This is a genomic window from Streptomyces sp. NPDC057623, from assembly GCF_042800355.1.
Taxonomy (GTDB): domain Bacteria; phylum Actinomycetota; class Actinomycetes; order Streptomycetales; family Streptomycetaceae; genus Streptomyces.
In genome coordinates, this window is the sequence record NZ_JBHVGZ010000003.1 from 70,059 (window position 1) to 92,222 (window position 22,164).

Consider the following 22,164-nt stretch of genomic DNA (forward strand, 5'->3'; position numbering starts at 1 on the left):
GCTGCCGTGAGGTGTGCCCCGCTGCGGAGGGAGGGCTGCTGAGGAATCCCTCGTCAGTGCGCCAAGCGTCCGTGTTCCAGGACACCACCGAGGAAGGCACGCCACGCGCCGCGACCAACATTGATGATCGGTCCTGTCTCACACTTAGAGTCGCGTACGAGGGCGCCGTCCGTTGCCAACGAACACTCGACGCACTCTCCTCCGGCACCGTTGCTGTACGAGGACCTTGACCACACCGGAGCGTGGCTGCCATCGGCGGCTGCAATGCTCACCTTGCGTATTCCTTCAACATCGTCTTGATCAATTGGATGGAGCGTTGAGGACTCAGAGCCGCGGCTCGCAGGCCGTCGAACGCCTTGGTGTACTCACGAACATGATGCTCGCCCTCCAGGTACACGGCATCGGTGATGCCGTCCCGATACACGATGTCCGGGTCCTCCTGAGCAGGGAAGCCCAGCATGGTGAATGAGCCTGTGACCGGATAGGTGCCAGCGTCGAAGGGCAGGACCTGGAGGGTCACGGTGGGCAACTCGGCGGCCTCCAGTACGCGTTCGAGCTGCTCTCGCATGATTGCCAGATCCCCGATCACATGGCGAAGAGCGCCTTCGTTCACGACGAACCAGGCATCTGGCGCGTCAGGTCGCGTCAACATGGTTTGGCGTTCCATGCGTACACGCACGGCCCTGCCGATGTCCTCGGCAGACAGGTGCGCGCCGGTCGTGTGGAGTTCCCGCGTGTAGGCGTCCATCTGCATGAGTCCGGGGATCAACTCGCACTGGTACTGGCGGATGGTAGAGGCGTCCTGCTCCAGGCCGATGTAGATGTTGAACCACTCGGGCACGCCGGCGCCGTGCACCTGCCACCAACCGCGCGTCTTGGCTTGCCGGGCAAGTGACTTGAGGAACTCGCGCAGTTCGTCGCTGGTTTCGTAGAACCGGCACAGGGCCTCGATGTCGGACGGCTGGACCCGGCCGCTGCCCGTCTCCATGCGATTGACCTTGGAGCCGCTCCAGTCCAGAGCCTCGCCGACCTGGGCGCAGGTGAGCGCGCTCTTCTCCCGGAGCTTCTTCAGCTCGATCGAGAGACGACGACGGCGTGCCGTCGGTGAACCGGCCATTCCAACCCTCTTCCTGGTAGCGGGTGTTCAGTCTCGCGCCAAGGGGTGTGCTTGCCAATCACCTAGAAGTGGGAATCCCTCCCTGCACATTGCATGACGGGATGTGTATGTATCACTCTGAACGGCAACGCAACCCATCGTGAGCATCCGTAACACTCCGCCATCGTGTGGAGTTGCCTGTGAGGAGAGGGACCGTCGTGATCCAGGAAGCGTGTATGCAACGGAAGCCCTGGGACCTGGCCTTCACTGCCGAGCCAGCGGAAGTGGCCGCCCTGCGCCGCACCGTGCGGCAGCATTTGGGGAGCTGGGGATTGCACGATGTCATTGACCAGGCTCAGCTGTGCGTCAGCGAGCTGGTGTCCAATGTCATCACCCATGTCGGCCATGGCACGCCGGCCACCCTCATGGTCGCCATGAACGGCCTTCATCTGCGTGTCGAGGTCCATGACCCCGACACGCGCGCCCTCCCCACTCTCGTGGACGCGGACCGCGACTCCGAGTCCGGACGGGGCATGGCTCTCGTCGACGCGGTCGCCGATCGCTGGGGAGTCCAACTCCACCCCGATCGAAAGGTCACTTGGTGTGAGTTCGCGACGGGGCTGACCGCGCCGGACGGTCACGTGGCACGCGGGGACGTCACACGCGCTGAGGCGCTGCTAGGCATCTACAGGGCGGCGAGGTTGCCTCGTGAGCAGAGCCTGCGTGGGCTGAGCATGACGACTGCTGAAGAAGCGGTGATCGACGCCATCACAGACTTTCTCCACTGGCTGCGGGCACACGGTTGCGACGAGGAAGAGATCCTGGATCGTGCGCAAACACGCTTCGAGGCGCAGACCGCAGAAACTGGAGGTCTGCCGTGTCGAATCCAATGATGAGGAAAACCTCGGGTCTTCCCAGCGCGGACGGGGATTGGTTCAAGGGGCTCAACGATGCCTTGATGACAGCGCAGGATGACCGGTCTTCTGAAGGTCGGCAGCAGCAGCTGACAGGCCGCGCGCATGATTGGAAGGTCGCCTCCGTGCTGGCTCAGGAACTTCTCGTCTGACTCCTCTACCCCGCAGCGATAGTCGAGTACGTCCACACGTCCGCTGGGAGCTCATGCTGAAGTTCCCAAGTGATCGCCATAGGCTTGCTGCCTGTGTGCTTCACGTAGGTGGCTGGGCCCAAGAGCATCCAGGGCTCGGATTTGCCGATGGCGTTGCGCTTGTAGCGGCGAAGGAACAGCAGGACGTGGCTGTCCTGCTCAGCGTGCCGCTGGTAGCGAAGGCCGGTCGAGGAGTTCTCCGGTGTGTTGCCCTGAGATTCCCAGTGGAAGCGGGTGGGGCTGATCGCATAGTCCTTATAGCGGACGCTAGGGGAGAAGTCTCGTTCGCTCTTCTCCAGGGTGATGAGGAGGGCGTCGGTTTTGATCTCCTCAACCCAGGTCACTCCCTGGCTGAAGATTCCGGGCATCTGCCCGCCCAACCGTGCCACCCCGAGGGCCGAGAGGATTTCGGAGCGGTTGTAGGAGCTGTGAATCTTCAGCGGGAGGTGGCTGAGCCGTCCGTCCAGGGGGATGGGGAAGTGATCGGAGCGGTCGAGGACATACGACAGGACCTCCTGGAGTTCGTTGCGGAGCAGGCGTTGGGCGTGCAGCGATTCCAAGCCCTCCCGGTAGCTGGAGAAGCCGCCCGCCTTGTCCCATAGATTGAAGAAGAGCATGCGGGCGTACGCCTGCTCGGTCGGGGAGAGGGTGTCGTAGTCAGGAGCGTCACCCGCGAGAAGGCGGAGATACGCGTTGGCTCGGTCCTGGTCGTCCACGTGGAGAAAGGCGTGGACGCGCTTCAGAAGGTTCTCCTCGCCCGGCAGTGGGGCCTCGTTGATGATCCTGGCCTTGCGTAGGACCTTGGTCCAGGAGTTGTCGCTTCTGTAGAGCTCCTTGATATCCCGTCGGCTCTCGCGCAGGTACGAATCGAGCTGGGGAGTGCTGTAGTCCCTGACCTCCTTCGCCAACGTATTGACGGTGGCGTTAAGTTGAGTACGGATGTTGTCGAGGACGAGATCCTTGGACTTACCCTCCAGGATGATCTGGCAGCCGGAGGGAAGCTGAGGGAAGTCGCGCTCGATGCTGTCGACCAGGCGGTTCCGGGAGAGGTTCGTCATTGCGCGGAACTGCTCCTCGAAGCGGAATTCCGCGCGGTGTTGGCCGATGAAGTCCAGCACGGTCAGTACCGGCTTGTTGGGCGTGCGTCGAAGTCCACGGCCGAGCTGCTGGAGGAAGACCGTCGCACTGTTCGTGGGGCGTAGGAGTAGGAGAGTATCGACGTCGGGAATGTCCAATCCTTCGTTGAACAGATCGACGGAGAAGACGACCTGGAGCTTACCGTTCTTCAAGTCGTCCAGCGTCTGCTTCCGTTTTGCGGCAGACGATTCGCTGTCGAGTGCCGCGGCCAGGAAACCTGCTTTGATAAATTGCCCGGCCATGAAGTGAGCGTGTTTCTTGCTCACGCAGAAGCCCAGCGCTCGCATCGCGGCGGGGTTGGAGATCTTGTCCTTGACCTGCTTGAGGACGATGAGCGCTTGGCCATTTCCAGCCGTGTAGACGTTACCGAGTTCATCTCGGTCGTAGTTGCCCGATTTCCATTGCAGCTGAGTCAGATCCGTGCCGTCCGGGATTCCGAAGTAATGGAACGGGCACAGCAGGTCGGCCTCAAGCGCTTCCCACAACCGCATCTCGGCTGCGATCCGACCTTCGAAGAACTCGTCCTGCACATTCTTCCCGTCCATCCTCTCCGGCGTTGCTGTGAGGCCGAGCAGTTGGGTCGGTTCGGGGTGACCTTCGGGCCGTTTGAAGTGGGTGAGGACGCGGCGGTACGTGTCCGCCGTGGCGTGATGGAACTCGTCGATGACGATCACGTGGAAATGGCTCGGATCGAGCTGCTCCAGCCGACGGAGGTTGAGGGACTGGACGCTGGCAAAGACGTGGGTCCAGTCGCGAGGTTCTTTTCCGCTGTGGAGTAGTTCACCGAAGGAGGCGTCGCTGAGCACCTCTCGGTAGGTGCGCAGAGATTGCTCAAGGATCTCCTTGCGATGCGCCACGAAGAGTAGGTGGGGAAGCCGCCCACCCAATTTGTCGCGTAGGTTGCGGTAGTCCAGCGCGGCCATGACGGTCTTGCCGGTTCCGGTGGCCGCGACGAGGAGGTTTTCGTGATGACCGCGGATCTCACGCTCGACGCGTAGCCGCTCCAGCATGTCCTTCTGGTGCGGGAAGGGCTGCACTTCAAGACCGGAGAGGCTGATCCGGAAGTCGTCGTCAGGTCCCCTGCCTCCCGCGCGCGCCAGCGCCTCGGAGAGCCGCTCGCCGTCCTCATCGGGGTCGTACGACTCGAAGGCGAAGTCGTCCCAGTACGCGTCGAAGGTCGCCTCGAACTTGTCGAGTACCCGGGGTGTGGCGACCGATGACAGCCGTACGTTCCACTCCAGACCGTCGAGCAGCGCGGCTTTGGACAGATTGGAGCTGCCCACATAGGCCGTATTGAATCCGGTGTTTCGGCCGAACAGCCAAGCCTTCGCGTGTAGCCGTGTGGACCGGATCTCGTAGTTGACCTTCACCTCGGCGCCGAACTCGCGGACAAGGCGGTCCAACGCGTATCTGTCGGTGGCCCCGATGTAGGTGGTCGTGATGACCCGAATACGGATTCCCCGCTCCCTCGCCGCGCGAAGCGAGTCTTCGAGCACCCTTATGCCATGCCACTTCACGAACGCGCACAGCAGGTCGATGCGGTCGGCCGTGGCGAGTTCCGCACGCAGTTCGGAGCCGAGGTTGGGGTCGTCTGGGGCGTTGGTGATCAACGCCGTTTCGGAGAGAGGTGTCAGCGGACGGACCGCGTAGACCCCGGGGGCCTCCTGCTCGGCGAGAGCCAGCAGCTGACGTGGGCCATCAGTGATGGTGCTGTCGATCCTGTCCACATCAGGGTCGGGCACGCTGGCGACCAGTGACTGCATGATCTGGTTGGCGACAGCCACCTGCTTCTTGTGCGGCAGTTGGGCCAAGCGCTGCCCTACGGCTTCGCTGATATACCGGGCCAGCACGTGTGGCGTCGATACCTCACTGACCTCGGCGTCGATGGCCTTCCATCCTGCGGCTTCGAGTCCCTCTATCCGATCGCGCAGATCCTGAGTGACAAGCCGCTCGTGGACGCCGGCCACCAGCCCCGTAGGGTCCCCCGATTCCGCCACGCTTGCTCCTGAGTCTCTCGTTTGGCTAAGGATCTGTTCTAACAGCAGTCACTGACAAGTGAAGGTCTGATGCCGAGAGGCGATCACGCCAGGCCGCCGTGCCCCACAGGCAACTTCGAACGTTGAGGCGCCTCAGGGGGTGGGGTGCGAATCCTTTGGGGCAGCGGGGGTAGGGCTTTGCCGCGAGGGTTCAGCCGTGCTGTTCGTGGAGTTGATGAAGGTGAGGGAGACCACGACCAAGCACGTGAGGGCGAAGCCGAGGAACACAAGCCGCTGCTTCTGCATGGTAGCCACGCGACCTTTCGAGTCGCTGGCAATGATCTGGTACTTGGTGGTCCGGTGCTCGAAGAACCTGGCGACGGTGTCCTTGGGGAGGTTCCTGATCACTCGCGCCAACGCGAGTGTCACAAGTACGAGCCCGATTGAGATGACGACCTCAACGGGCACGCCGTCGAGAAGCTGCGAGAACATGGTTTGCTGACCCTTTTTCGTGCGGTCGGCGAGACAAGAGCGGCATGTGCGGCATGCTAAACGGCATGGCTACGCCCACGCCCCGATACTTATGGATGGTGGGCGTGTTGGCTCACGGGAAGCGAATCGGCGCTGTCTCAGGTCAAGCCGAAAATGATCGCCTTCCCCACCAAGGAGAAGGCGCTGACCGTTCGCTGAGTTACGCCTCGATCCGGTTCTCGGCCTTGCGGCCCTTGTTCCAGGCGTTAGCTACGAGGCGGTAGGCGGTCGAGACTCGCGATCCGGTACCGCTGTTGTTGAAGCCGCCACGGGACGACTGGCTGAGTATCTCGGAGCGCCACTTGGCGGCTGTGCCCATGGTCATGATCTTCCGGGCCAACTCGCTGTCCTCGACGACGTCTCCCCATCGGCCGAGGAACATGCCTATGCCGCCCAGGAGCATTCCGTCCCAGGTCTCCGCCGAACGGTCCCATGCGTTTTCCGCGACCGTAAGCGTGCGGTCGAAGACGGAGGAACCATAGCGATCCACGATCTGCAGCACGCCGGATACGGCCCCCACACCATTGGTGGAGGTGGAGCCGAGGGTCAGCTCGTGCTTCTTCAGGATCCTGTCTGTGTCGACGAAGAGAGGTACTCCACCGGTGAGGCCGACGTGGTACTCGTCGATGGGACGCGGCTTGTGGGACTCCCGGTTCTTGATAAGGAAGAGGATGGCTTCCTGCGCCTGGGTCAGTCCGTGATGGATCTCGGCCCGGATGGTCGGGATACCGGCCAACGCGCACGCTCGCCAACGATGCTGTCCGTCGACGAGGTAGAGGTCGCCGTCGGAACGCTGCGACACGATGACTGATCCGATTGCCTCGCGGACCATGTTGTTCGCAATGTTCTGGGCGCGCCTCTCATTGAGGGTCCGCTGCGCCTGGGGGTCGATGTTGAGGTCCTTGATCGCAACCTCGACCCCGTAGTCCACCTTGTGCTCGGGGAGCTCGAAGGTGTACCTCGCCTTGGGCATGGCTGTGCCTTTCAGCGTTGCGTTAGGGGGAGTTATCGGCAATGCCGGGATTTTGGGATGCAACGCGATCTTCAGCAAATCATATGGGCGAACGTTTCTGCAAGTCCCTTCTTCTGCAACGCAGTTCGTAGGCTTCGAGGGTTCCCGAGAAACCGATGAACCCCCAGCCATGCCAAGGCTGGGGGTTCACTGCCGTACGTGAGCGAGCTCCCGTCGTCGGCCGCGGTCGACCTACTACGCCCCGTGGCACTCCCCGTACTGCCGCCCAGACCCACACCAACACCCAGCCCCCCGCTGCGGCGGCCAGGCAACCGCCCGCCCCCGCGCCGCCAACGTCGTCGCATACTGCGGCAGCAGCGTCGCGTCCTCCGGCGAGGCCAGCTCGGAAGCCGCGAACGCCTCGTACGACGGCGCCGTGCCGGTCACGATCCCCAGGTTCGGGGTGCCGGACGAGGACAGCTCCCGGAGCGACGCCTCTATCGTCTCCAGGTGCTCCCCGTGCGAGGGGTACTCCGCCGCCAGCGACGGGTACGCCGCCACCAGCTCCGCCAGTTCCCCCGCCGTCCAGTGGAGGACCGCCACCGGGAACGGGCGGGACAGGGCCTCGCGGTAGGCGCCGAGTTCCGCTCGTAGGCGGGAGATCTCCGCCTCCAGCTCCGCCGGGTTGTCCGAGCCGAGGGACCACACCCGCTTCGGGTCGTGGAGTTCGTCCAGGGAGATCGGCATCGAGTGGAGCGTGTCGGCCAGGGCGTCCCATTCGTCGTGGGCCAGGCCCAGCATGCGGCGTACGCGATGGCGGCCGAAGAGCAGGGGGTGCGTCGAGTACGGGGGCTCCGGGACGTCTGTCAGGAGGAGGCGGGCGCCCTCCGTGAACGTCTCCTGCGCCTGCTCCAGCTCGTCGTGGGACTCCAGGGACTCCGCGACGATCACCCACGGGGCCGGGTCCCTGGGGGAGGCCGAGCGGACGCCTTCGATGATGGCCCTGGCCTCCGCCTCATGGCCGTACTCCCAGAGGTTCGACGCCTTCAAGGCCCGTACCAGATGGGGGTCTTCCAGGGGAGTCGACGACGCCAGCAGGCGGTCGTAGAGCGCGGTCGCGGCGGGGCGGTCGCCGGACAGTTCCAGGTGGGCCGCGGCCTGGAGGAGCAGGGCCTCGGCGTCCTCGGGGTAGAGGCCGGCGGTTCGCTCCAGGCGTGCCGCTTCGGCGGTGTGGTCGACGTTTTCGGCAGGCGTGTCGGGGCGCATGTCAGACACCGTACTGGCTAGGGATGGCGGTGCGGAGAACAGAGGGGGGAAGAGGGTGCAGATATTGCCTGGTCGAGGCGGGCGCGACCTTGGTCACGGCCGAGCAGTGGCAGCCCTGGCGCGGGCGCTTCAAGGCCGGGCACCCCGGGGCGGGCGACTCAAGGGCGGGCACCCCAGGGCCGGGCAGCCCAGGGTGCGCCAGCCCCCTCACGACCGCCGCCTCAGATCACCACCCCGTCGATCTGCAACGTCTGCACCGCCTTCGCCGCGAACGGCACCGCCACCGACTTCCCGCTCAGGAACGTGTTCGAGTACGACCGGTACTGGTCCCCGCCCGTCGTCACCGTGTTCCAGCGCGGGACCAATCCGCCCGAGCCGCCGGAAACCGTGGTGAAGCGGGACAGGTCGAAGGTCAGGGTCTGGGCCGACGTCGACGTGTTCACCGCGACGATCACCAAGCGGCGCGCCGACGCGTCGTAGGCCGCCGCCGCGTAGCTGACGCCGGTGTCGAGGATCCGCATGCCCGGGCGGATGTGACGGCTGAACTGCGCCATCACGTAGTACTTGGTCTGGATCGTCGTCGGCTGGAGCGTGTTCGCGTCGTACGCGATCATCGCCCAGCCCGTCGACGGGTCCATCACCTGCCAGTAGCACCACGCCGTCGGGTGCAGCCAGCGGAAGTCGTAGCAGAGGTTGGAGGCCAAGGCGAGGCCCGTGCCGTCGCTGTCGCCCGTCTCCGAGTTCCAGAGCTTCTTGCCGGAGGTCGTGACGACGTCCGTGTAGAGGAGGTCCCTGCGGCCGCCCGAGCCCTGGTAGCCGTGCACGTTGACCTGGCTGACCAGGGCCTTGGTCGAGGAGCCGAAGGACGACCAGGTCGAGCGGGCCGTGTCGATGTTCGTCTCGTCCGAGGCCGCGATGCGGATGCCCGTCAGGCCCCGCTTGTCCAACTCGCTGCGCATGTAGGGGAGTACGGCCGCCTGGACCGCCGGGTCCATGTGGCAGCCCTCCTGGGTGCCGGTGGCGGTCCACCAGGTGGAGGCCGGCTCGTTGAAGGGGTCGACCGTCGCGAAGTTCACGCCCCAGTTGTTCTTCGCGCGCAGGGCCGTCGCCGCCAGGTGCGAGGCGTGCTGGCGGTAGTTCCAGGTCTGGAGGTTGTTGCCGCCGCCCGCCGCGCCGGACGGGTTGTGGTTGGAACACATCCACCACATGGGGGAGTTGGCGAAGAGCTCGGTGGTCGCGCCCCGCTGCGTCGCCTTCACCAGCATCGCGCGCTGGTTGGCGTCCGCCGTCCAGTCCCAGGCCGAGGACGCCGGGTCCTCGTTGTTGTAGTCCTGCCAGAAGCCCTCGATCTGCTTGAAGGCGGGGATGTTCGGCGATGCGACCATGCTCTCGCCGTTGATGCTGTTCGAGCTGCACGCGCCGAGGTTGTAGCGGGCGATGTTGAGGCCGAGGCCGGGGAGCGTCGTGCCGTTGTAGGTCACCGAGTTGGTGGTGAAGAAGAGGTCGGCGAAGTCGTTCCGGCTGCCGAACACATTGGCCCACCAGGCCAGCGAGGTGCCCCAGCCCTCCCAGGTGCCGTACGACGTGCCGGGGTTGACGGCGATCGTCGCGTCCGCGTGTGCGGTGCCCGTCGCCAGGGCGCTGCCGAGGACGGCACCGCCTGTCGCCGCCAGCAGAGTTCTGCGTCGGATCATGACTTCTCCGCTTCGTTCAACGGCCGGTCGTCGTCGAACCGGCGTCGTGGCCTGTCCCCGTTGATGCCGACAGGAAGCATCAGGTGTGACGTATGAGGTTGTCGAGGGTTTCGACAGGTTTCGACAGCCCTTTCTCAAACCTGTGAAGGAAGTGTTCGGCGTACCGGACGCGCAGGGGTCTGGAGACCTCGCGAGGCGGCGCCTATCGTGCGTGCGGCCCCGGTGAAGGAGGCTCAGGATGGTGCGGGTTCGCGTCGTGCGGCACAGCGGGCTTCGGCGGCGCGCCCTGCGGCGGCGGGTGCTGTGGGGCGGCGGGGAGGTGCTCGTCACGGTCGGGGTGGTGCTTCTGCTGCTGGTCGTTCACCAGGTGTGGTGGACCAATCGGGAGGCCAGGGAGGGGGCCGCGCGGGAGGTCCGGGCGCTTGAGCGGACGTGGGACGGTGGAGGCGGCGACTCCCGTACGGCCGTGCCGCCGACGCCCGCCGTCACGCCGGCGCCGTCGTCCACCGGCTCCCCAAAGCGGCCCGCCGACACCCGGCGTCGGGCGACCGCCGCCCCCGCACCGGCCCCCGACTGGTCCCGGTCCTACGCCATCCTCACCATCCCCCGTCTCCACCTCCGCGTCCCCGTCGCCGAGGGCGTCAGCAGGAGCGGCGTCCTCAACAAGGGGTACGTCGGCCACTACCCCGGAACCCAACAGCCGGGCCAGGCGGGCAACTTCGCCCTCGCCGGGCACCGCAACACCCACGGTGAGCCCTTCCGGTACATCAACCGGCTCGCGGCCAGGGACACGGTTCGGGTCGAGACGCGGAGCGCGACGTACACGTACGCCGTCGACAAGACCCTGCCGCGGACCACCGCCCGCGACGGCGGCGTCCTGCGGCCCGTCCCGCGCTCCACCGTCAGGCCGGCCTACGGCTACACCGACCCCGGCTACTACCTCACCCTCACCACCTGCACCCCGGAGTACACGTCGAAGTACCGGCTGGTGGTGTGGGCCAAGCTCGTCTCCATGCGGCCCCGCTAGGGGCTCTGGCCCGGTCCCCGCCCCGCCCCCGCCCCCGCCCCCGTCCCCGTCCCTGTTCCAGTTCCTGTATAACGAACATCAGGACGAGCGCCATGACAGGACCGGTACGGAGGGGGCAGCCCATGATCCGCAGTCGGGCCGGTCTGCGTCCCGCCGCCGCGCTGGTGCTCCTCTTCCTCGAGATCGTGCTGCTCGACACCGGCAGCCTCTCCGCGACCGTCGCACTCGCGGCGACCGCGGCCGCCGGTTCCGCGTTCGCCGTCTGCTCGCTCCTCGCCTCGCGCGCGGCGCCCACCGTGGCGCCGACCCGGGTGCGCACGGCCATCCGTGACCGGGCCCGCCGTACGGCCTTCCTGCCGCAACGCGACCCCGACGCCTCGGGCCGGCCACGGCCCAGGGCACCCGGGCACGCCCTCCCGGCGACCGTCGCGTAGGGCACGCACACACGCACTGAACAGCTGAGAAGCGTGACCCCGCGCGGGTCGTCATGCCGCATTCCGCCATGCCGTTTCCCGGCATGCCCCGTTCCGGCACGACGAGACCCCCGGAGGGCTCACCCATGTCCGTTTTCGCCGACCTTGTTCAACAGCTCGCCGATCTGCTCCAGCCGCTGTTCGGCGCGTCCGCGGCCGCCGCCGCGATCGTCCTGTTCACCGCCTTCGTACGACTGCTCGTGCATCCGCTGTCCCGGGCGTCCGCGCGGGGGCAGAAGGCGCGGACCGAGTTGCAGCCGAAGATCGCCGAGCTGCGCGAGAAGCACGCCAAGAACCCCGAGAGGCTCCAGCGGGCCGTACTGGAGCTGCATGCCGAGGAAAAGGTGTCGCCGCTGGCCGGATGCCTGCCGGGCCTGTTCCAGCTGCCGGCCTTCTTCCTCCTCTACCACCTGTTCTCGAACACGACGATCGGCGGGAAGGCGAACGAGCTGCTCTCACACCAGTTGTTCGCGGCGCCGCTGGGGGACCGGTGGGCCGACGCGTTGAGCGGTGCCGGGGGAGGGGCGTTCGGCGGGGCGGGAGTCGTGTATCTGGGGCTGTTCGTGATCGTCGCGGCCGTCGCCACGTTCAATTTCCGGCGGACGAAGCGGATGATGGCGGCCAACAGCCCTGTCTCCCCGGTTGCCGCGGCCGAGGGGCAGCAACTGGCCGGGCTCGGGGCCGTCACCAAGGTGATGCCGTTCATGTCCTTCTTCACGCTCTTCACCGTGGCGGTCGTGCCGCTGGCCGCCGCGCTGTACGTGGTGACCAGCACGACGTGGAGCGCGGTGGAGCGGGCGGTGCTCTATCGCTGAGCTCCCCAGCTCCTGGGCTCCCCAGCTCCTGGGCTCTACGGTCCAGTACGTGAACCAGGTATTGCGGACTGGCCGTGGACCTTGGACGATCGACCAGTCCTCCGATGGCTGCACCCGTCGGCGGGCGCCCGCGATCGAGGGAGATTGTGATCATGAAGCTGCTGCGAGTCGGTACGGCGGGAGCGGAGACGCCCGCGCTGCTCGATGCCGAGGGTGTTCTGCGGGACCTCTCCGGTGTCGTGCCGGACATCGACGGGGCGCTGCTCGCCGACGGCGCGGCGCTCGGTCGGATCCGCGCCGCCGCGGACGCCGGTGAGCTGCCCGCGCTGGACGCGACCGGGCTGCGGGTCGGGCCGCCGCTCGGGCGCATCGGCAAGATCGTGTGCATCGGGCTGAACTACCACGACCACGCCCGCGAGACCGGCGCCGAGCCGCCCGCCGAGCCGGTCGTCTTCTTCAAGGCCGCGGACACGGTCGTGGGCCCGAACGACACCGTGCTGGTCCCCCGCCGGTCGGTGAAGACCGACTGGGAGGTCGAGCTCGCGGTCGTCATCGGACGTACGGCCCGTTATGTGGAGTCCGCCGAGGAGGCGCTCGCGCATGTCGCCGGGTACGCGGTCGCGCATGACGTGTCCGAGCGGGAGTTCCAGATCGAGCGCGGCGGGACCTGGGACAAGGGCAAGAACTGCGAGACGTTCAATCCGCTGGGGCCGTGGCTGGTGACCGCGGACGAGGTGGCGGACCCGCAGAACCTCTCGCTGAGGCTGTGGGTGAACGGCGAGCTGAAGCAGGACGGGACGACGGCGGAGCAGATCTTCCCGGTGGCGGAGGTCGTGCGGTACGTCAGCCAGTTCATGACGCTGTATCCCGGCGACGTCATCAACACGGGTACGCCGGCGGGGGTTGCCATGGGGCGGCCCGAGCCCAAGCCGTATCTGCGGGCCGGGGATGTGGTCGAGCTGGAGATCGAGGGGCTCGGCCGGCAGCGGCAGGAGTTCAAGGACGCGTAGGCGCTCCGCTGGGAGAGCTGGGAGAGCTGGGAGAGCTGGGGAACTGCGGGTCGTCGGTCGGCCGCGGGTAGTCCGTGGTTGATCGCGCAGTTCCCCGCGCCCCTAGAAGCCCAGGAAGGTTTCCAGCGCCTCCACCACCATCCGGTGGTCCTCCAGCTGCGGCAACCCGCTCACCGTCACCGACCCGATCACGCCGACGCCCTCGACGTTGACCGGGAAGGAGCCGCCGTGGGCCGCGTAGGTGTCGGGGTCCAGGCGGGAGGAGTCCTCGAAGGTCGTGCCCTTGGCGCGGAAGCGGGCGCCGACGACGTAGGAGGAGGCGCCGTAGCGCTCCACGACGCGGCGCTTGCGGGCGATCCAGGCGTCGTTGTCGGGGGTGGAGCCGGGCAGGGCGGCGTGGAAGAGCTGCTGGCCGGCCCGGTGGATGTCGATGGCGACCGGGGCCTGGCGTTCGCGGGCCATCTCGACCAGCAGGGAGCCCAGGGCCCACGCGTCGTCGTAGGTGAACTGGCGGAAGACCAGGCGGCGTTCCTGGGCCTCCAGCTCCCCCAGGGGCGGGGTGAGCTCCGGGTGGAACTTCGGAGTGATCTCCGGGTTGTGGGTCTTGTGGGGCTTGTGCGTCGTCACAGGGTCACCGCCGTTCCGTCGTGTGCCGAACGGCGCGCCGCCTCCAGCACGTCGAGGGCGGCGGCCGCCTCCAGGGCGGGCACCGGGTTGGGGCCGCCGTCCAGCAGTGCCTTGGCCACGGCCGCATAGTAGGCGGGGTAGTCGCCGGGGAGGGTGGGTTCGACGCGGCCGCCGCCCGTCACGGGGGACTCGCCGGATCCCACCCGGCCCCACAGCGACTCGGGTTCCGTGCCCCACTCCGTACCCGCGCCGGGCCGCCGGCCCTCCCGCAGTGCCGCCTCCTGCGGGTCCAGGCCGTACTTCACATAGCCCGCCTTCGAGCCGAGCACCCGGAAACGCGGGCCGAGCTGGGCGGTCGTGGCGGAGGCGTACAGGTGGGAGCGGACGCCGTTCGCGTGCGTGAGCGCGATGAAGGTGTCGTCGTCGGTCTCCGCGCCGGAGCGGCGGACGGCCGCCTCGGCGTAGACCTGGGTGACCGGGCCGAAGAGCACCAGTGCCTGGTCGACGACATGGCTGCCGAGGTCGTACAACAGACCTCCGATCTCTGCGGGGTCGCCGGACTCCCGCCAGCCGCCCTTGGTCTGCGGACGCCAGCGTTCGAAGCGGGACTCGAAGCGCCATACGTCGCCCAGTTCGCCCTCGGCCAGGAGGTGGCGGAGGGTCAGGAAGTCGTTGTCCCAACGGCGGTTCTGGAAGACGGACAGGAGCAGGCCGCGCTCCTGGGCGAGTGTCGCCAGTTCGCGCGCCTCGGCCGCCGTGCCGGCGATCGGCTTGTCGACGACGACCGGGAGGCCCGCCTTCAGGGCGGCGGTCGCGAGCGGGACGTGCGTCTTGTTCGGGGACGCGATGACGACCAGGTCGAGGTCGGCCGCGCGGGCGAGCAGCTCGTCGGGGGTGGCGACGACCCGTACGTCCGGGTGCTCGGCGCCGGCCTGCTTCTGCCGCTCGGGGTTCGACGTGACCACCGTGTCCAGGGCGAGCCCCTCGGTGGTGGCGATCAGCGGGGCGTGGAAGACGGAGCCGGCGAGGCCGTAGCCGACCAGGCCGACGCGCAGGGGAGTAGCACTCATGACGCCCACTTTCGCAACGCTGTTGCCAAAGTGCAAGCGCCAGGGACAATGGGCGGCGTGAACAGGACGAAGGACGATGTCGGCGGCGGGGCGGCGGGCGGCGCGATCGGTGGCGGGGGCGGCGGCGCGGGCGGTGGCGTGAATCTGGGCGCCCTGCGCAGTCACAACACCGCGCTCGTGCTCGACCTGCTGCGCACGGCCGGTCCCGAGGGCATCAGCAGGCTCGAACTCGCCGAGCGCACCGGACTCACCCCCCAGGCGGTCAGCAAGATCACCGCCCGGCTGCGGGAGGACGGACTCGCGGCGGAGGCCGGGCGCCGGGCCTCCACGGGGGGCAAGCCGCGTACGGTGCTGCGGCTGGTGCCGGAGGCCGGGCACGCGGTGGGCGTGCATCTGGACCGGGACGAGCTGACGGCCGTGCTCTGTGATCTGACGGGCGCCGTGGTCGCGCGGCGCACAACGGCGCTGGACCTGGGGGCCGGCGCGGAGACGGTCGTCGAGCGGGTCGTGCGCGAGGTGGGGGAGCTGGCGGCCGGGGCCGGGCGGCCGGGTGCCGTGCTCGGCGTCGGCGTCGCGCTGCCCGGACCCCTCGACCACCGGCGCGGTGTGCTCCACCGGGTGACCGGGTTCCCGGAATGGAACGGCTTCCCGCTGCGGGACGTGCTCGCGCGGCGCCTGTCGTTGCCGGTCGTCGTCGACAAGGACACCAACGCCGCCGCCCTCGGACTCGCGGTCGGGGGCGAGACCGCGTCCGTCACGTCCTTCGCGTATCTGCACTTCGGCGCGGGGGTCGGCGGAGGGCTGGTGCTCGGGGGAGTGGTGCACCGGGGGGCCCGTACGGGCGCCGGGGAGTTCGGGCACCAGGTCGTCCAGCTGGACGGCCCGCCCTGCGAGTGCGGCAACCGCGGTTGTGTCGAGGCGCTGTGCCTGGCCGCCGTGGCGCGCGGCGACATCGCGGAGGCGGCCCGCGTGCTCGGCACGGCCGTCGGCAACCTGGTCGCGCTGCTCGACGTCGACCTCGTCCTGCTGGGCGGCCGCACGGTCGCCACCGCCCCGGAGACCTTCGTACGAGGCGTCACCGCCGTCCTCGACGAACGCGCCCCGCGCGCGGGCGAGGAGACGGTACCGGTGCGGGTCGCCTCCGGCGGGGTGGGCTGGGAGGGGCGGGTTGGCTGGGAGGCCATGGAAGGCCGACAGGACCGGGTGGGCCAGGTGGGCCGGGAGGCCGCGGAAGGTCACGAGGGCCGCGTGGGCCAGGAGGCTGCCGAAGGCAGGGAATGCCGGGAGGGCGCGGAAGCTCGGCAGGGCCGGGACGGCAAGGAACACGCCGGGGGCGGCACAGGTGGCGTAGGCGGTGAACGGGGCGAACGCGGGGAACGCGGCGAACACGGTGAACGCGGGGAACACGGCGCGCACGGCGCGCACGGCGTCGCCGAAGGCGCGGCCCAGCTGCTGCTGGCGCCGTTGTTCGGGCGGGCCGACGGGTGACGGTGCGCGTGCGCTGATCGAGCGGTCTTGCGGGGCCGTACGGAATGGCAGCGCCGTATGTCCGCCCGCACCCGGCATGGTCATGTGTTCATGCGACTACTGCACTCACCCGCTCCCCTCTGCCTCGCAGCAGCCGCCCTTCTCGCCGCGGCGCCCCCGGTGCACGCGGAACCTCCCGTCGCCCTGCCCAGCTGCGTCACCGACGACGGGGCCTTCCCCCTGACCACCCGCCTCCGCGGCGGCCCCGACTCCTATACGGCCGGCGGCGGATTCGGCATCTGGTACCTGGACCTCACCAACACCACAGGGCGGACCTGCACCGGCATCCACCCCGTCGTCGTCCTCGTCGACGGCAAGCGGGCCCTCAAGCCGTCTCAGCCCCGCCTTGAGTTCTACGGGCCCCCGAAGGGCAGCCAGGACGGCCCGGCCGACGCCGGCAGCCCCGACGACGCCGGCAGCCCCGACGACGCCGGCAGCCCCGACGACGCCGGCAGCCCCGACGACGCCGGCCGACCGGACAAGGCCCGCCCCCACCCCGTCCGCTTCGAGACCACCGACGAGGACGAACTCGTAGGCGCCTTCGACGGCTTCTCCGGCTTCACCGTCGGCCCCCGCAAGACCGTCACCGTGAAGGTCCGCCTCGCGGTCACCTCGGACGCCGTGCCGAACGAGGTCACCGTCAACGCGGCCGTCGTACAGCGCCACGACGGCGACGGCGACTGGGTCGGCCAGTCCAACGACTACCGCTTCACCATCGAAGCCGACCCGGCCGACGCCGACGCCGACGCCGACGCCGATGCCGCCGACGGGACCGGCCCGTCCGACCCCTCCGCTCCGGCCGGCCGGGAATCCTCCGCCGACCCGGCCGCCTCCGCCGTCCCGAACCCCTCGACGAGCCCCCGCACCGGCTCCGCCGGGAACGAGCTCTCCCTCGCCGACGAACTCGCCCGCACCGGCCTCACCTCGACCCCCGGCGCCACCCTCGCCGCCACCACGGCCTTCGTGCTCGCGGGCGCCGTGCTGCTGCTCGCCCGGAGGCGCCGCTGAGAGCGCTCGCTTTCCCGGTCCGCCGCCTCCGTCGGCCTTTCCGTCTGCGACGGCGCATGCTCCTCGCCGCGTTCCGGTGGACGGCGGCCGCCCACTGCCGTTCGGGAGACGCGAAGGCGCTGAAGCCGGCCGGCGCGCCCATGTGCCCGGCCCCGTCGCCGAGTTGCCCGCACTGCCCGCCGCGCAGGGCACGTGAGCGGCGGCACCGCCGACGGTTACCAGGTGATCGACGGGGTCAGGATCAGCCACTCCTGATTACGCTGGGGGCCGTCGGTACGCCGTGGTTCCGGCGCCCCCGCCCATCCCGTACGCAGGCCAGGAGCACAGCGACATGGCAGACCGCAAGCCCATCGAGTCTTGGCTCACCGACATGGACGGTGTGCTCATCCACGAGGGCGTTCCGATCCCCGGCGCCGACGCCTTCATCAAGAAGCTGCGTGATTCCGGCAAGCCCTTCCTCGTCCTCACCAACAACTCGATGTACACCCCGCGCGACCTGCACGCCCGGCTGAACCGCATGGGCCTGGAGGTGCCGATCGAGAACATCTGGACCTCGGCGCTGGCCACCGCCAAGTTCCTCGACGACCAGCGTCCCGGCGGCTCGGCGTACGTCATCGGCGAGGCGGGCATGACCACCGCGCTGCACGACATCGGCTACATCCTCACCGACCACGAGCCGGACTACGTCGTACTCGGCGAGACCCGCACCTACTCCTTCGAGGCCATGACCAAGGCGGTCCGGCTCATCAACAACGGCGCCCGCTTCATCTGCACCAACCCCGACGAGACGGGGCCGTCGACCGAGGGCCCGCTGCCCGCGACCGGCGCGGTGGCCGCGCTGATCACCAAGGCGACCGGCAAGCAGCCGTACTTCGCGGGCAAGCCGAACCCGCTGATGATGCGGACCGGTCTGAACGCCATCGGCGCCCACTCCGAGACCAGCGCCATGATCGGCGACCGGATGGACACCGACGTGCTGGCCGGCATGGAGGCCGGCATGCAGACGTTCCTGGTGCTCACCGGACTGACCCGGCCCGAGCAGGTGGAGAACTTCCCGTACCGTCCGTCCAAGATCGTGGACTCGATCGCGGACCTCGTCGAGCGGATCTAGGGCGACACGCGCTGCCCTGACCCGTGGCCGCGCGACACAACCCGTACGGAGCAGTGCGGCCCCGCTGAGGATGCGGGGCCGGACTCACGGGGGGAGTCTCCAGATATCTGGAGGTTCACGATGGGATCACTGCGCGTCACCCTCTGTGCCATCGCCGCCCTGGGCACGGTCGCCGTCACCCCGGCGGCGTACGCGGCGGACGGGGGTGTCTCGGTCAGCCCGTCCGCACCCCACCCGGGCGGCGATATCGCGCTGCTGGTGAGCGGATGCCGGGAGAAGACCGCCCTGGCCGTCTCCACGGCGTTCGTCGCCGACGTACGCCTCACTGTCGGCGCCGACGGCACCCTCGTCGGGCAGAGCCGCATCCGCTCCACGGTCACCGCGGGCGTGTACAACGTGAAGGTCGCCTGCGGGGACGCGTCCCGCGCGGGCGCCGTCCACGTCGTACGGAAGGGGGCGCGGCCGTCGGCTCCCGCGTCTCCCGTGGCCCCGGTCGAGGCCGGCGGCGGTGGCACCGCCCACCTCGCCGTCGTGGACGCCCGCGAGGCCGGGCCCGGCACGGCGCACACCGTGACGGGGCTGGTCCTCGCGGGCGTCGCCGCGACCGCCGTGGCACTCCGCAGCGCCCGCCGCGGCCGCGAGCAGCGCAGGCCGCACTGACCATGTCCGACCACGAACGCCCCGCCCGCGGCGGCCGCTTCCTCATGGGCGCGGCCTGGGCCGTACTGCTGCTCGGGCTGTGGCTGTGGGGACGGGAGGTCACCGACGTACGGCAGGGCATATCCGCGCCGGTGTCGGGCGACGTCGCGGCCGTCGGACGGCCGCCACGCGTGGACCTGCCGCCCGCCGCACAGCCGTTGGGGAACGCGCTGCCCCAGCGCCTCGACATCCCCGGGCTCCGGGTGAAGGCGCCGGTGATCGCCCGCGGCCTCGACACCCACGGCGCGATCGATCCGCCGCCCTACGACCGGGCCGGCTTCGTCGGCTGGTACGCGGCCGGGGTGAAGCCGGGAGCCGCAGGCGCCGCGCTGCTGGTGGGGCACGTCGACACCGAGACCCGGCCGGCCGTCTTCTACAAGATCAGCGCGCTGAAACCGGGTGCCACGGTGCGCGTGCTCCGCGACGACGGCAAGCTCGCCGAGTTCACCGTGGACGACGTCCAGGTCATCACCCGCGACCGCTTCGACGCCCGGCAGGCCTACGGCGCCCACCGGTCGGGCCGGGCGGAACTGCGGCTGATCACCTGTGGCGGCACCTTCGACCGGGTGACGCGCAGTTATACGGCGAACGTGATCGTGTCGGCCTATCTGACGGGGACAGGGGTGTGACGGGCCTCTGCCCCTGGTTCGGCCGACGCCGGCAGGCATACGACGCCCAACCGGCGAACGTGATCGTCTCGGCCTGTCTCACCGGCACGGGGCTGTGAGCGGGGCCGGGGCGCACCTGGCCCGGTCGACGGCCCGCTCCCCCCGAGGCCGCCGACCGGGCCGGTCCTCTACCGCGCGCGCACGGGCTGCGGGAGTAACCCGGCGACCGGCGCGGGAGGCCTTGTGATGACCCAGTGGGGGATGGTCCGACCGGGGGCTGGGGTCGTCCGGAACCGACTCTAGAACGGATGGCGGCCGGGGCCTAGAGGAAGTTCGAGGCGGTACTACGCGCGTTCCTCGTCGTCCCCGCCTTCCGCCTCCCGGCGCAGCTCGGCGTCGTCCGCGACCCGGTCGATGACCTCGCCCGCGACCCGGTCCAGCGGCAGCCGGCGACGGCGCGCGTACTGCCGCAGCGCCACGAAGGCGTCGTCGGCGCCCGTGTTCCAGCGCTCGGCGAGCATGCCCTTGGCCTGCTCGATGCGCACCCGGCTGGACAGGGCCTGCTGCAACTGACCGGCGAGGGTGCGGCACTGGACGTACGTCGTGTGGTTCTGGAGTCCGAGGGCCGCGCAGTCGGCGATGAGCTGGGCCAGCCGCAGCTGCGTGCCGTCGTCGGCGCGGGAGCCGTCGGGCAGGGCGCGGACGAAGACGTTGAGCGCGCCCAGCGGCTGCCGGTGGCGGCGCAGCGGCACCGCGAACGTGGCGGCGATGTCATGGACGAGCGCCCGCTCGGTGAACTCGGGCCAGCGGGCCGCCGCCCGGGCCGCCCGTATCGACACCGGCCGCACTGGGCGGCCGGAGCTGTAGCTGTCCAGACAGGGCCCGCCGTCGCGCTGGGCCTCCAGCAGGTCCCTCGCCATCTCCTGATGCGCGCTGCTCGCCGTCAGCGACACCGTCCGGTCCTCGTCGATCAGCATGAACCCGGCGGCCTGCGCCGGCAGTAACCGCACACAGTGGTCGGCTACGCCCGTTAAGTACCGCGTGGCCTCGAACCCGTCTGTGAGGGTGTCCGCCGACTCCACCAACGCCTGCGCCAGCCGGATCTCCCGGGTGGATGGGTGCATGAGCGCACACTCCCCTTCCCCTGTTCCTCTGTTCCCCTGTCGGTGCCGCCCCACGGGCGCACCCCACCGCCCCTCGGAGCCGTCTTAGTGGCTGTAACAGGTCCCCGACAAGGCTCGGCGACCTCGTGTGCCCCACGACACGTATGTCAGGATTGAGCCTTGGAACAGTGCACCCGAGGGGGAGCTGGATGTACCTGAAGAGGGGGGCCTGGAGGGGGGCTCGCGCGCGGACGTCCGCGATGGTGCTGGGGGCGGCACTGCTGATCGCGGGCTGTTCTTCCGGGGACGGCGAGGAGCCGGAGGACAACGCCGGCGCCGGGATCAGCCAACAGCCCAAGGAGACCGACCCGTTCTGGGTGAACCCGGACGGGAACGCGGCGCAGCAGGTGGCCGACTACGTGAAGAACGGCAAGAAGGAGGACGCCGAGGAGATCCGCAAGATAGCGCAGCAGCCGACCGGCGAGTGGATCGGCCCGGAGAACCCGGAGGACGAGGCCCGCGGCTACACGGAGGCCGCCGACAAGGCCGGCCGTACCGCCCTGCTGGTCCTCTACAACATCCCGCACCGCGACTGCGGCCAGTACTCCCAGGGCGGTGCCGCCGACGGCGACGCCTACCGGGCCTGGATCGACGGCGTGGCCAAGGGAATCGGGGACCGGTCGACGACGGTGATCCTGGAGCCGGACGCGGTGCTGCACCTCGTCGACGGCTGCACCCCGGGCGAGTTCCACGAGGAGCGCTACGACCTCCTCAAGGGTGCCATCACCAAGCTCAAGGCCCTGAAGAACACCAAGGTCTACCTGGACGCGGGCAACGCCGGCTGGGGTCATCCCGACCAGATCTTCGAGCCCCTGAAGTGGGCGGGCATCGACCAGGCCGACGGCTTCGCCGTCAACGTGTCCAACTTCTACACGACCAAGGACTCGGTCGCGTACGGCAGGCAGCTCTCCACCAGGGTGGGCGACAAGCCGTTCGTCATCGACACCAGCCGCAACGGCAACGGCCCCTACACCCAGGGCAACCCGGACGAGCGCTGGTGCAACCCGCCGGGCCGCGCGCTGGGCGAGACCCCGACGACCAGGACGTCCGACCCGCTGGTCGACGCCTACGTCTGGGTCAAGCGCCCCGGCGAGTCGGACGGCGAGTGCAAGGGCGGCCCGAAGGCGGGCGAGTGGTGGGCGGAGTACGCCTTGAAACTGGCGGAGGCCAGTAAGTAACGCCGGGACTCATGTGGCTGGCGGCGCCCCCACCCCCCTAGGGGCGCGGGGAACTGCGCGACCAGCCACATGAAACCCGCAGCCGAAAACC

20 protein-coding genes and 1 pseudogene are annotated in these 22,164 nt (G+C 69.0%); 11 read left to right on the forward strand and 10 right to left on the reverse strand.

Features of this window, described 5'->3' with window-relative positions; all coding sequences use genetic code 11:
• Positions 1-53: 53 nt before the first annotated feature.
• Positions 54-272 carry a DUF397 domain-containing protein gene (locus ACFU95_RS04595; RefSeq protein ID WP_383821611.1) on the reverse strand — a complete coding sequence of 73 codons (219 nt, stop codon included), beginning with the start codon at positions 270-272 and terminating at the stop codon, positions 54-56.
• Positions 269-1,117, reverse strand: coding sequence for a helix-turn-helix domain-containing protein (locus tag ACFU95_RS04600; RefSeq protein WP_383821613.1), 849 nt, complete (start codon positions 1,115-1,117; stop codon positions 269-271). Before ACFU95_RS04600 ends, ACFU95_RS04595 begins: the two co-directional genes overlap by 4 nt.
• A gap of 215 nt (positions 1,118-1,332) precedes the next feature.
• Here ACFU95_RS04600 and ACFU95_RS04605 point away from each other — a divergent pair, with 215 nt between their 5' ends.
• On the forward strand, positions 1,333-1,989 hold the full coding sequence (locus ACFU95_RS04605; RefSeq protein ID WP_383822239.1) for an ATP-binding protein: 657 nt from the start codon (positions 1,333-1,335) through the stop codon (positions 1,987-1,989).
• Positions 1,990-2,167: 178 nt separating this feature from the next.
• Here the strand turns inward: ACFU95_RS04605 and ACFU95_RS04610 are convergent, their stop codons facing one another.
• The 5 genes from ACFU95_RS04610 to ACFU95_RS04630 all read right to left on the reverse strand — a co-directional run bounded on the left by ACFU95_RS04610 (position 2,168) and on the right by ACFU95_RS04630 (position 9,757).
• On the reverse strand, positions 2,168-5,335 hold the full coding sequence (locus tag ACFU95_RS04610; RefSeq protein ID WP_383821615.1) for a DUF3427 domain-containing protein: 3,168 nt from the start codon (positions 5,333-5,335) through the stop codon (positions 2,168-2,170).
• A 132-nt stretch (positions 5,336-5,467) separates the two neighbouring features.
• Positions 5,468-5,806 (reverse strand): hypothetical protein, encoded by a 339-nt coding sequence (locus ACFU95_RS04615; protein WP_383821618.1) that lies wholly within the window; start codon positions 5,804-5,806, stop codon positions 5,468-5,470.
• Positions 5,807-6,005: 199 nt separating this feature from the next.
• A complete protein-coding gene (locus ACFU95_RS04620) occupies positions 6,006-6,818 on the reverse strand; it encodes a DUF6551 family protein (RefSeq protein ID WP_383821621.1) in 813 nt (270 codons plus the stop codon).
• 234 nt (positions 6,819-7,052) lie between these two features.
• Positions 7,053-8,063, reverse strand: coding sequence for an SEC-C metal-binding domain-containing protein (locus ACFU95_RS04625; protein WP_383821623.1), 1,011 nt, complete (start codon positions 8,061-8,063; stop codon positions 7,053-7,055).
• Between the two features lie 221 nt (positions 8,064-8,284).
• The gene (locus tag ACFU95_RS04630; RefSeq protein WP_383821626.1) at positions 8,285-9,757 is read right to left on the reverse strand and encodes a glycoside hydrolase; all 1,473 of its coding nucleotides are present in this window, start codon (positions 9,755-9,757) and stop codon (positions 8,285-8,287) included.
• 238 nt (positions 9,758-9,995) lie between these two features.
• Between ACFU95_RS04630 and ACFU95_RS04635 the strand changes: the two genes are divergently transcribed.
• The 4 genes from ACFU95_RS04635 to ACFU95_RS04650 all read left to right on the forward strand — a co-directional run bounded on the left by ACFU95_RS04635 (position 9,996) and on the right by ACFU95_RS04650 (position 13,082).
• Positions 9,996-10,784 (forward strand): class E sortase, encoded by a 789-nt coding sequence (locus ACFU95_RS04635; RefSeq protein ID WP_383821629.1) that lies wholly within the window; start codon positions 9,996-9,998, stop codon positions 10,782-10,784.
• A gap of 122 nt (positions 10,785-10,906) precedes the next feature.
• On the forward strand, positions 10,907-11,218 hold the full coding sequence (locus ACFU95_RS04640) for a DUF6412 domain-containing protein (RefSeq protein ID WP_383821632.1): 312 nt from the start codon (positions 10,907-10,909) through the stop codon (positions 11,216-11,218).
• A gap of 125 nt (positions 11,219-11,343) precedes the next feature.
• On the forward strand, positions 11,344-12,072 hold the full coding sequence (locus tag ACFU95_RS04645; RefSeq protein WP_383821635.1) for a YidC/Oxa1 family membrane protein insertase: 729 nt from the start codon (positions 11,344-11,346) through the stop codon (positions 12,070-12,072).
• A 152-nt stretch (positions 12,073-12,224) separates the two neighbouring features.
• A complete protein-coding gene (locus ACFU95_RS04650; protein ID WP_383821638.1) occupies positions 12,225-13,082 on the forward strand; it encodes a fumarylacetoacetate hydrolase family protein in 858 nt (285 codons plus the stop codon).
• A gap of 102 nt (positions 13,083-13,184) precedes the next feature.
• On the opposite strand, the gene ACFU95_RS04655 is transcribed toward ACFU95_RS04650, so the two are convergent.
• Positions 13,185-13,709 (reverse strand): heme-degrading domain-containing protein, encoded by a 525-nt coding sequence (locus ACFU95_RS04655; protein ID WP_383821640.1) that lies wholly within the window; start codon positions 13,707-13,709, stop codon positions 13,185-13,187.
• Positions 13,706-14,779 (reverse strand): Gfo/Idh/MocA family oxidoreductase, encoded by a 1,074-nt coding sequence (locus ACFU95_RS04660; protein ID WP_383821643.1) that lies wholly within the window; start codon positions 14,777-14,779, stop codon positions 13,706-13,708. Before ACFU95_RS04660 ends, ACFU95_RS04655 begins: the two co-directional genes overlap by 4 nt.
• A gap of 48 nt (positions 14,780-14,827) precedes the next feature.
• On the opposite strand from ACFU95_RS04660, the pseudogene ACFU95_RS04665 reads away from it, so the two are divergent.
• The 5 genes and pseudogenes from ACFU95_RS04665 to ACFU95_RS04685 all read left to right on the forward strand — a co-directional run.
• Positions 14,828-15,928: pseudogene (locus ACFU95_RS04665) on the forward strand (ROK family protein); the annotation flags it as partial.
• A gap of 423 nt (positions 15,929-16,351) precedes the next feature.
• On the forward strand, positions 16,352-17,314 hold the full coding sequence (locus tag ACFU95_RS04670; RefSeq protein ID WP_383822242.1) for an LPXTG cell wall anchor domain-containing protein: 963 nt from the start codon (positions 16,352-16,354) through the stop codon (positions 17,312-17,314).
• A 331-nt stretch (positions 17,315-17,645) separates the two neighbouring features.
• Positions 17,646-18,425, forward strand: a complete 780-nt coding sequence (locus ACFU95_RS04675) for an HAD-IIA family hydrolase (RefSeq protein ID WP_383821646.1) — start codon at positions 17,646-17,648, stop codon at positions 18,423-18,425.
• A 120-nt stretch (positions 18,426-18,545) separates the two neighbouring features.
• Entirely contained in the window at positions 18,546-19,085 is a 540-nt protein-coding gene (locus ACFU95_RS04680; protein WP_383821649.1) for a hypothetical protein, read from the forward strand.
• A gap of 2 nt (positions 19,086-19,087) precedes the next feature.
• Positions 19,088-19,753, forward strand: a complete 666-nt coding sequence (locus tag ACFU95_RS04685) for a class F sortase (RefSeq protein WP_383821652.1) — start codon at positions 19,088-19,090, stop codon at positions 19,751-19,753.
• A 323-nt stretch (positions 19,754-20,076) separates the two neighbouring features.
• Here the strand turns inward: ACFU95_RS04685 and ACFU95_RS04690 are convergent, their stop codons facing one another.
• Positions 20,077-20,856 carry a GAF and ANTAR domain-containing protein gene (locus ACFU95_RS04690; protein WP_383821655.1) on the reverse strand — a complete coding sequence of 260 codons (780 nt, stop codon included), beginning with the start codon at positions 20,854-20,856 and terminating at the stop codon, positions 20,077-20,079.
• Positions 20,857-21,044: 188 nt separating this feature from the next.
• Between ACFU95_RS04690 and ACFU95_RS04695 the strand changes: the two genes are divergently transcribed.
• Entirely contained in the window at positions 21,045-22,073 is a 1,029-nt protein-coding gene (locus ACFU95_RS04695) for a glycoside hydrolase family 6 protein (protein ID WP_383821658.1), read from the forward strand.
• The last annotated feature ends 91 nt before the right edge of the window (positions 22,074-22,164 follow it).

Bases quoted from the DNA above. Each gene is read 5' to 3' on its own strand.
- ACFU95_RS04600 (WP_383821613.1), bottom strand. From the start codon at position 1,117: ATGGCCGGTTCACCGACGGCACGCCGTCGTCGTCTCTCGATCGAGCTG.
- ACFU95_RS04605 (WP_383822239.1), top strand. From the start codon at position 1,333: ATGCAACGGAAGCCCTGGGACCTGGCCTTCACTGCCGAGCCAGCGGAA.
- ACFU95_RS04615 (WP_383821618.1), bottom strand. From the start codon at position 5,806: ATGTTCTCGCAGCTTCTCGACGGCGTGCCCGTTGAGGTCGTCATCTCA.
- ACFU95_RS04620 (WP_383821621.1), bottom strand. From the start codon at position 6,818: ATGCCCAAGGCGAGGTACACCTTCGAGCTCCCCGAGCACAAGGTGGAC.
- ACFU95_RS04625 (WP_383821623.1), bottom strand. From the start codon at position 8,063: ATGCGCCCCGACACGCCTGCCGAAAACGTCGACCACACCGCCGAAGCG.
- ACFU95_RS04630 (WP_383821626.1), bottom strand. From the start codon at position 9,757: ATGATCCGACGCAGAACTCTGCTGGCGGCGACAGGCGGTGCCGTCCTC.
- ACFU95_RS04635 (WP_383821629.1), top strand. From the start codon at position 9,996: ATGGTGCGGGTTCGCGTCGTGCGGCACAGCGGGCTTCGGCGGCGCGCC.
- ACFU95_RS04640 (WP_383821632.1), top strand. From the start codon at position 10,907: ATGATCCGCAGTCGGGCCGGTCTGCGTCCCGCCGCCGCGCTGGTGCTC.
- ACFU95_RS04645 (WP_383821635.1), top strand. From the start codon at position 11,344: ATGTCCGTTTTCGCCGACCTTGTTCAACAGCTCGCCGATCTGCTCCAG.
- ACFU95_RS04650 (WP_383821638.1), top strand. From the start codon at position 12,225: ATGAAGCTGCTGCGAGTCGGTACGGCGGGAGCGGAGACGCCCGCGCTG.
- ACFU95_RS04660 (WP_383821643.1), bottom strand. From the start codon at position 14,779: ATGAGTGCTACTCCCCTGCGCGTCGGCCTGGTCGGCTACGGCCTCGCC.
- ACFU95_RS04675 (WP_383821646.1), top strand. From the start codon at position 17,646: ATGGCAGACCGCAAGCCCATCGAGTCTTGGCTCACCGACATGGACGGT.
- ACFU95_RS04680 (WP_383821649.1), top strand. From the start codon at position 18,546: ATGGGATCACTGCGCGTCACCCTCTGTGCCATCGCCGCCCTGGGCACG.
- ACFU95_RS04685 (WP_383821652.1), top strand. From the start codon at position 19,088: ATGTCCGACCACGAACGCCCCGCCCGCGGCGGCCGCTTCCTCATGGGC.
- ACFU95_RS04690 (WP_383821655.1), bottom strand. From the start codon at position 20,856: ATGCACCCATCCACCCGGGAGATCCGGCTGGCGCAGGCGTTGGTGGAG.
- ACFU95_RS04695 (WP_383821658.1), top strand. From the start codon at position 21,045: ATGTACCTGAAGAGGGGGGCCTGGAGGGGGGCTCGCGCGCGGACGTCC.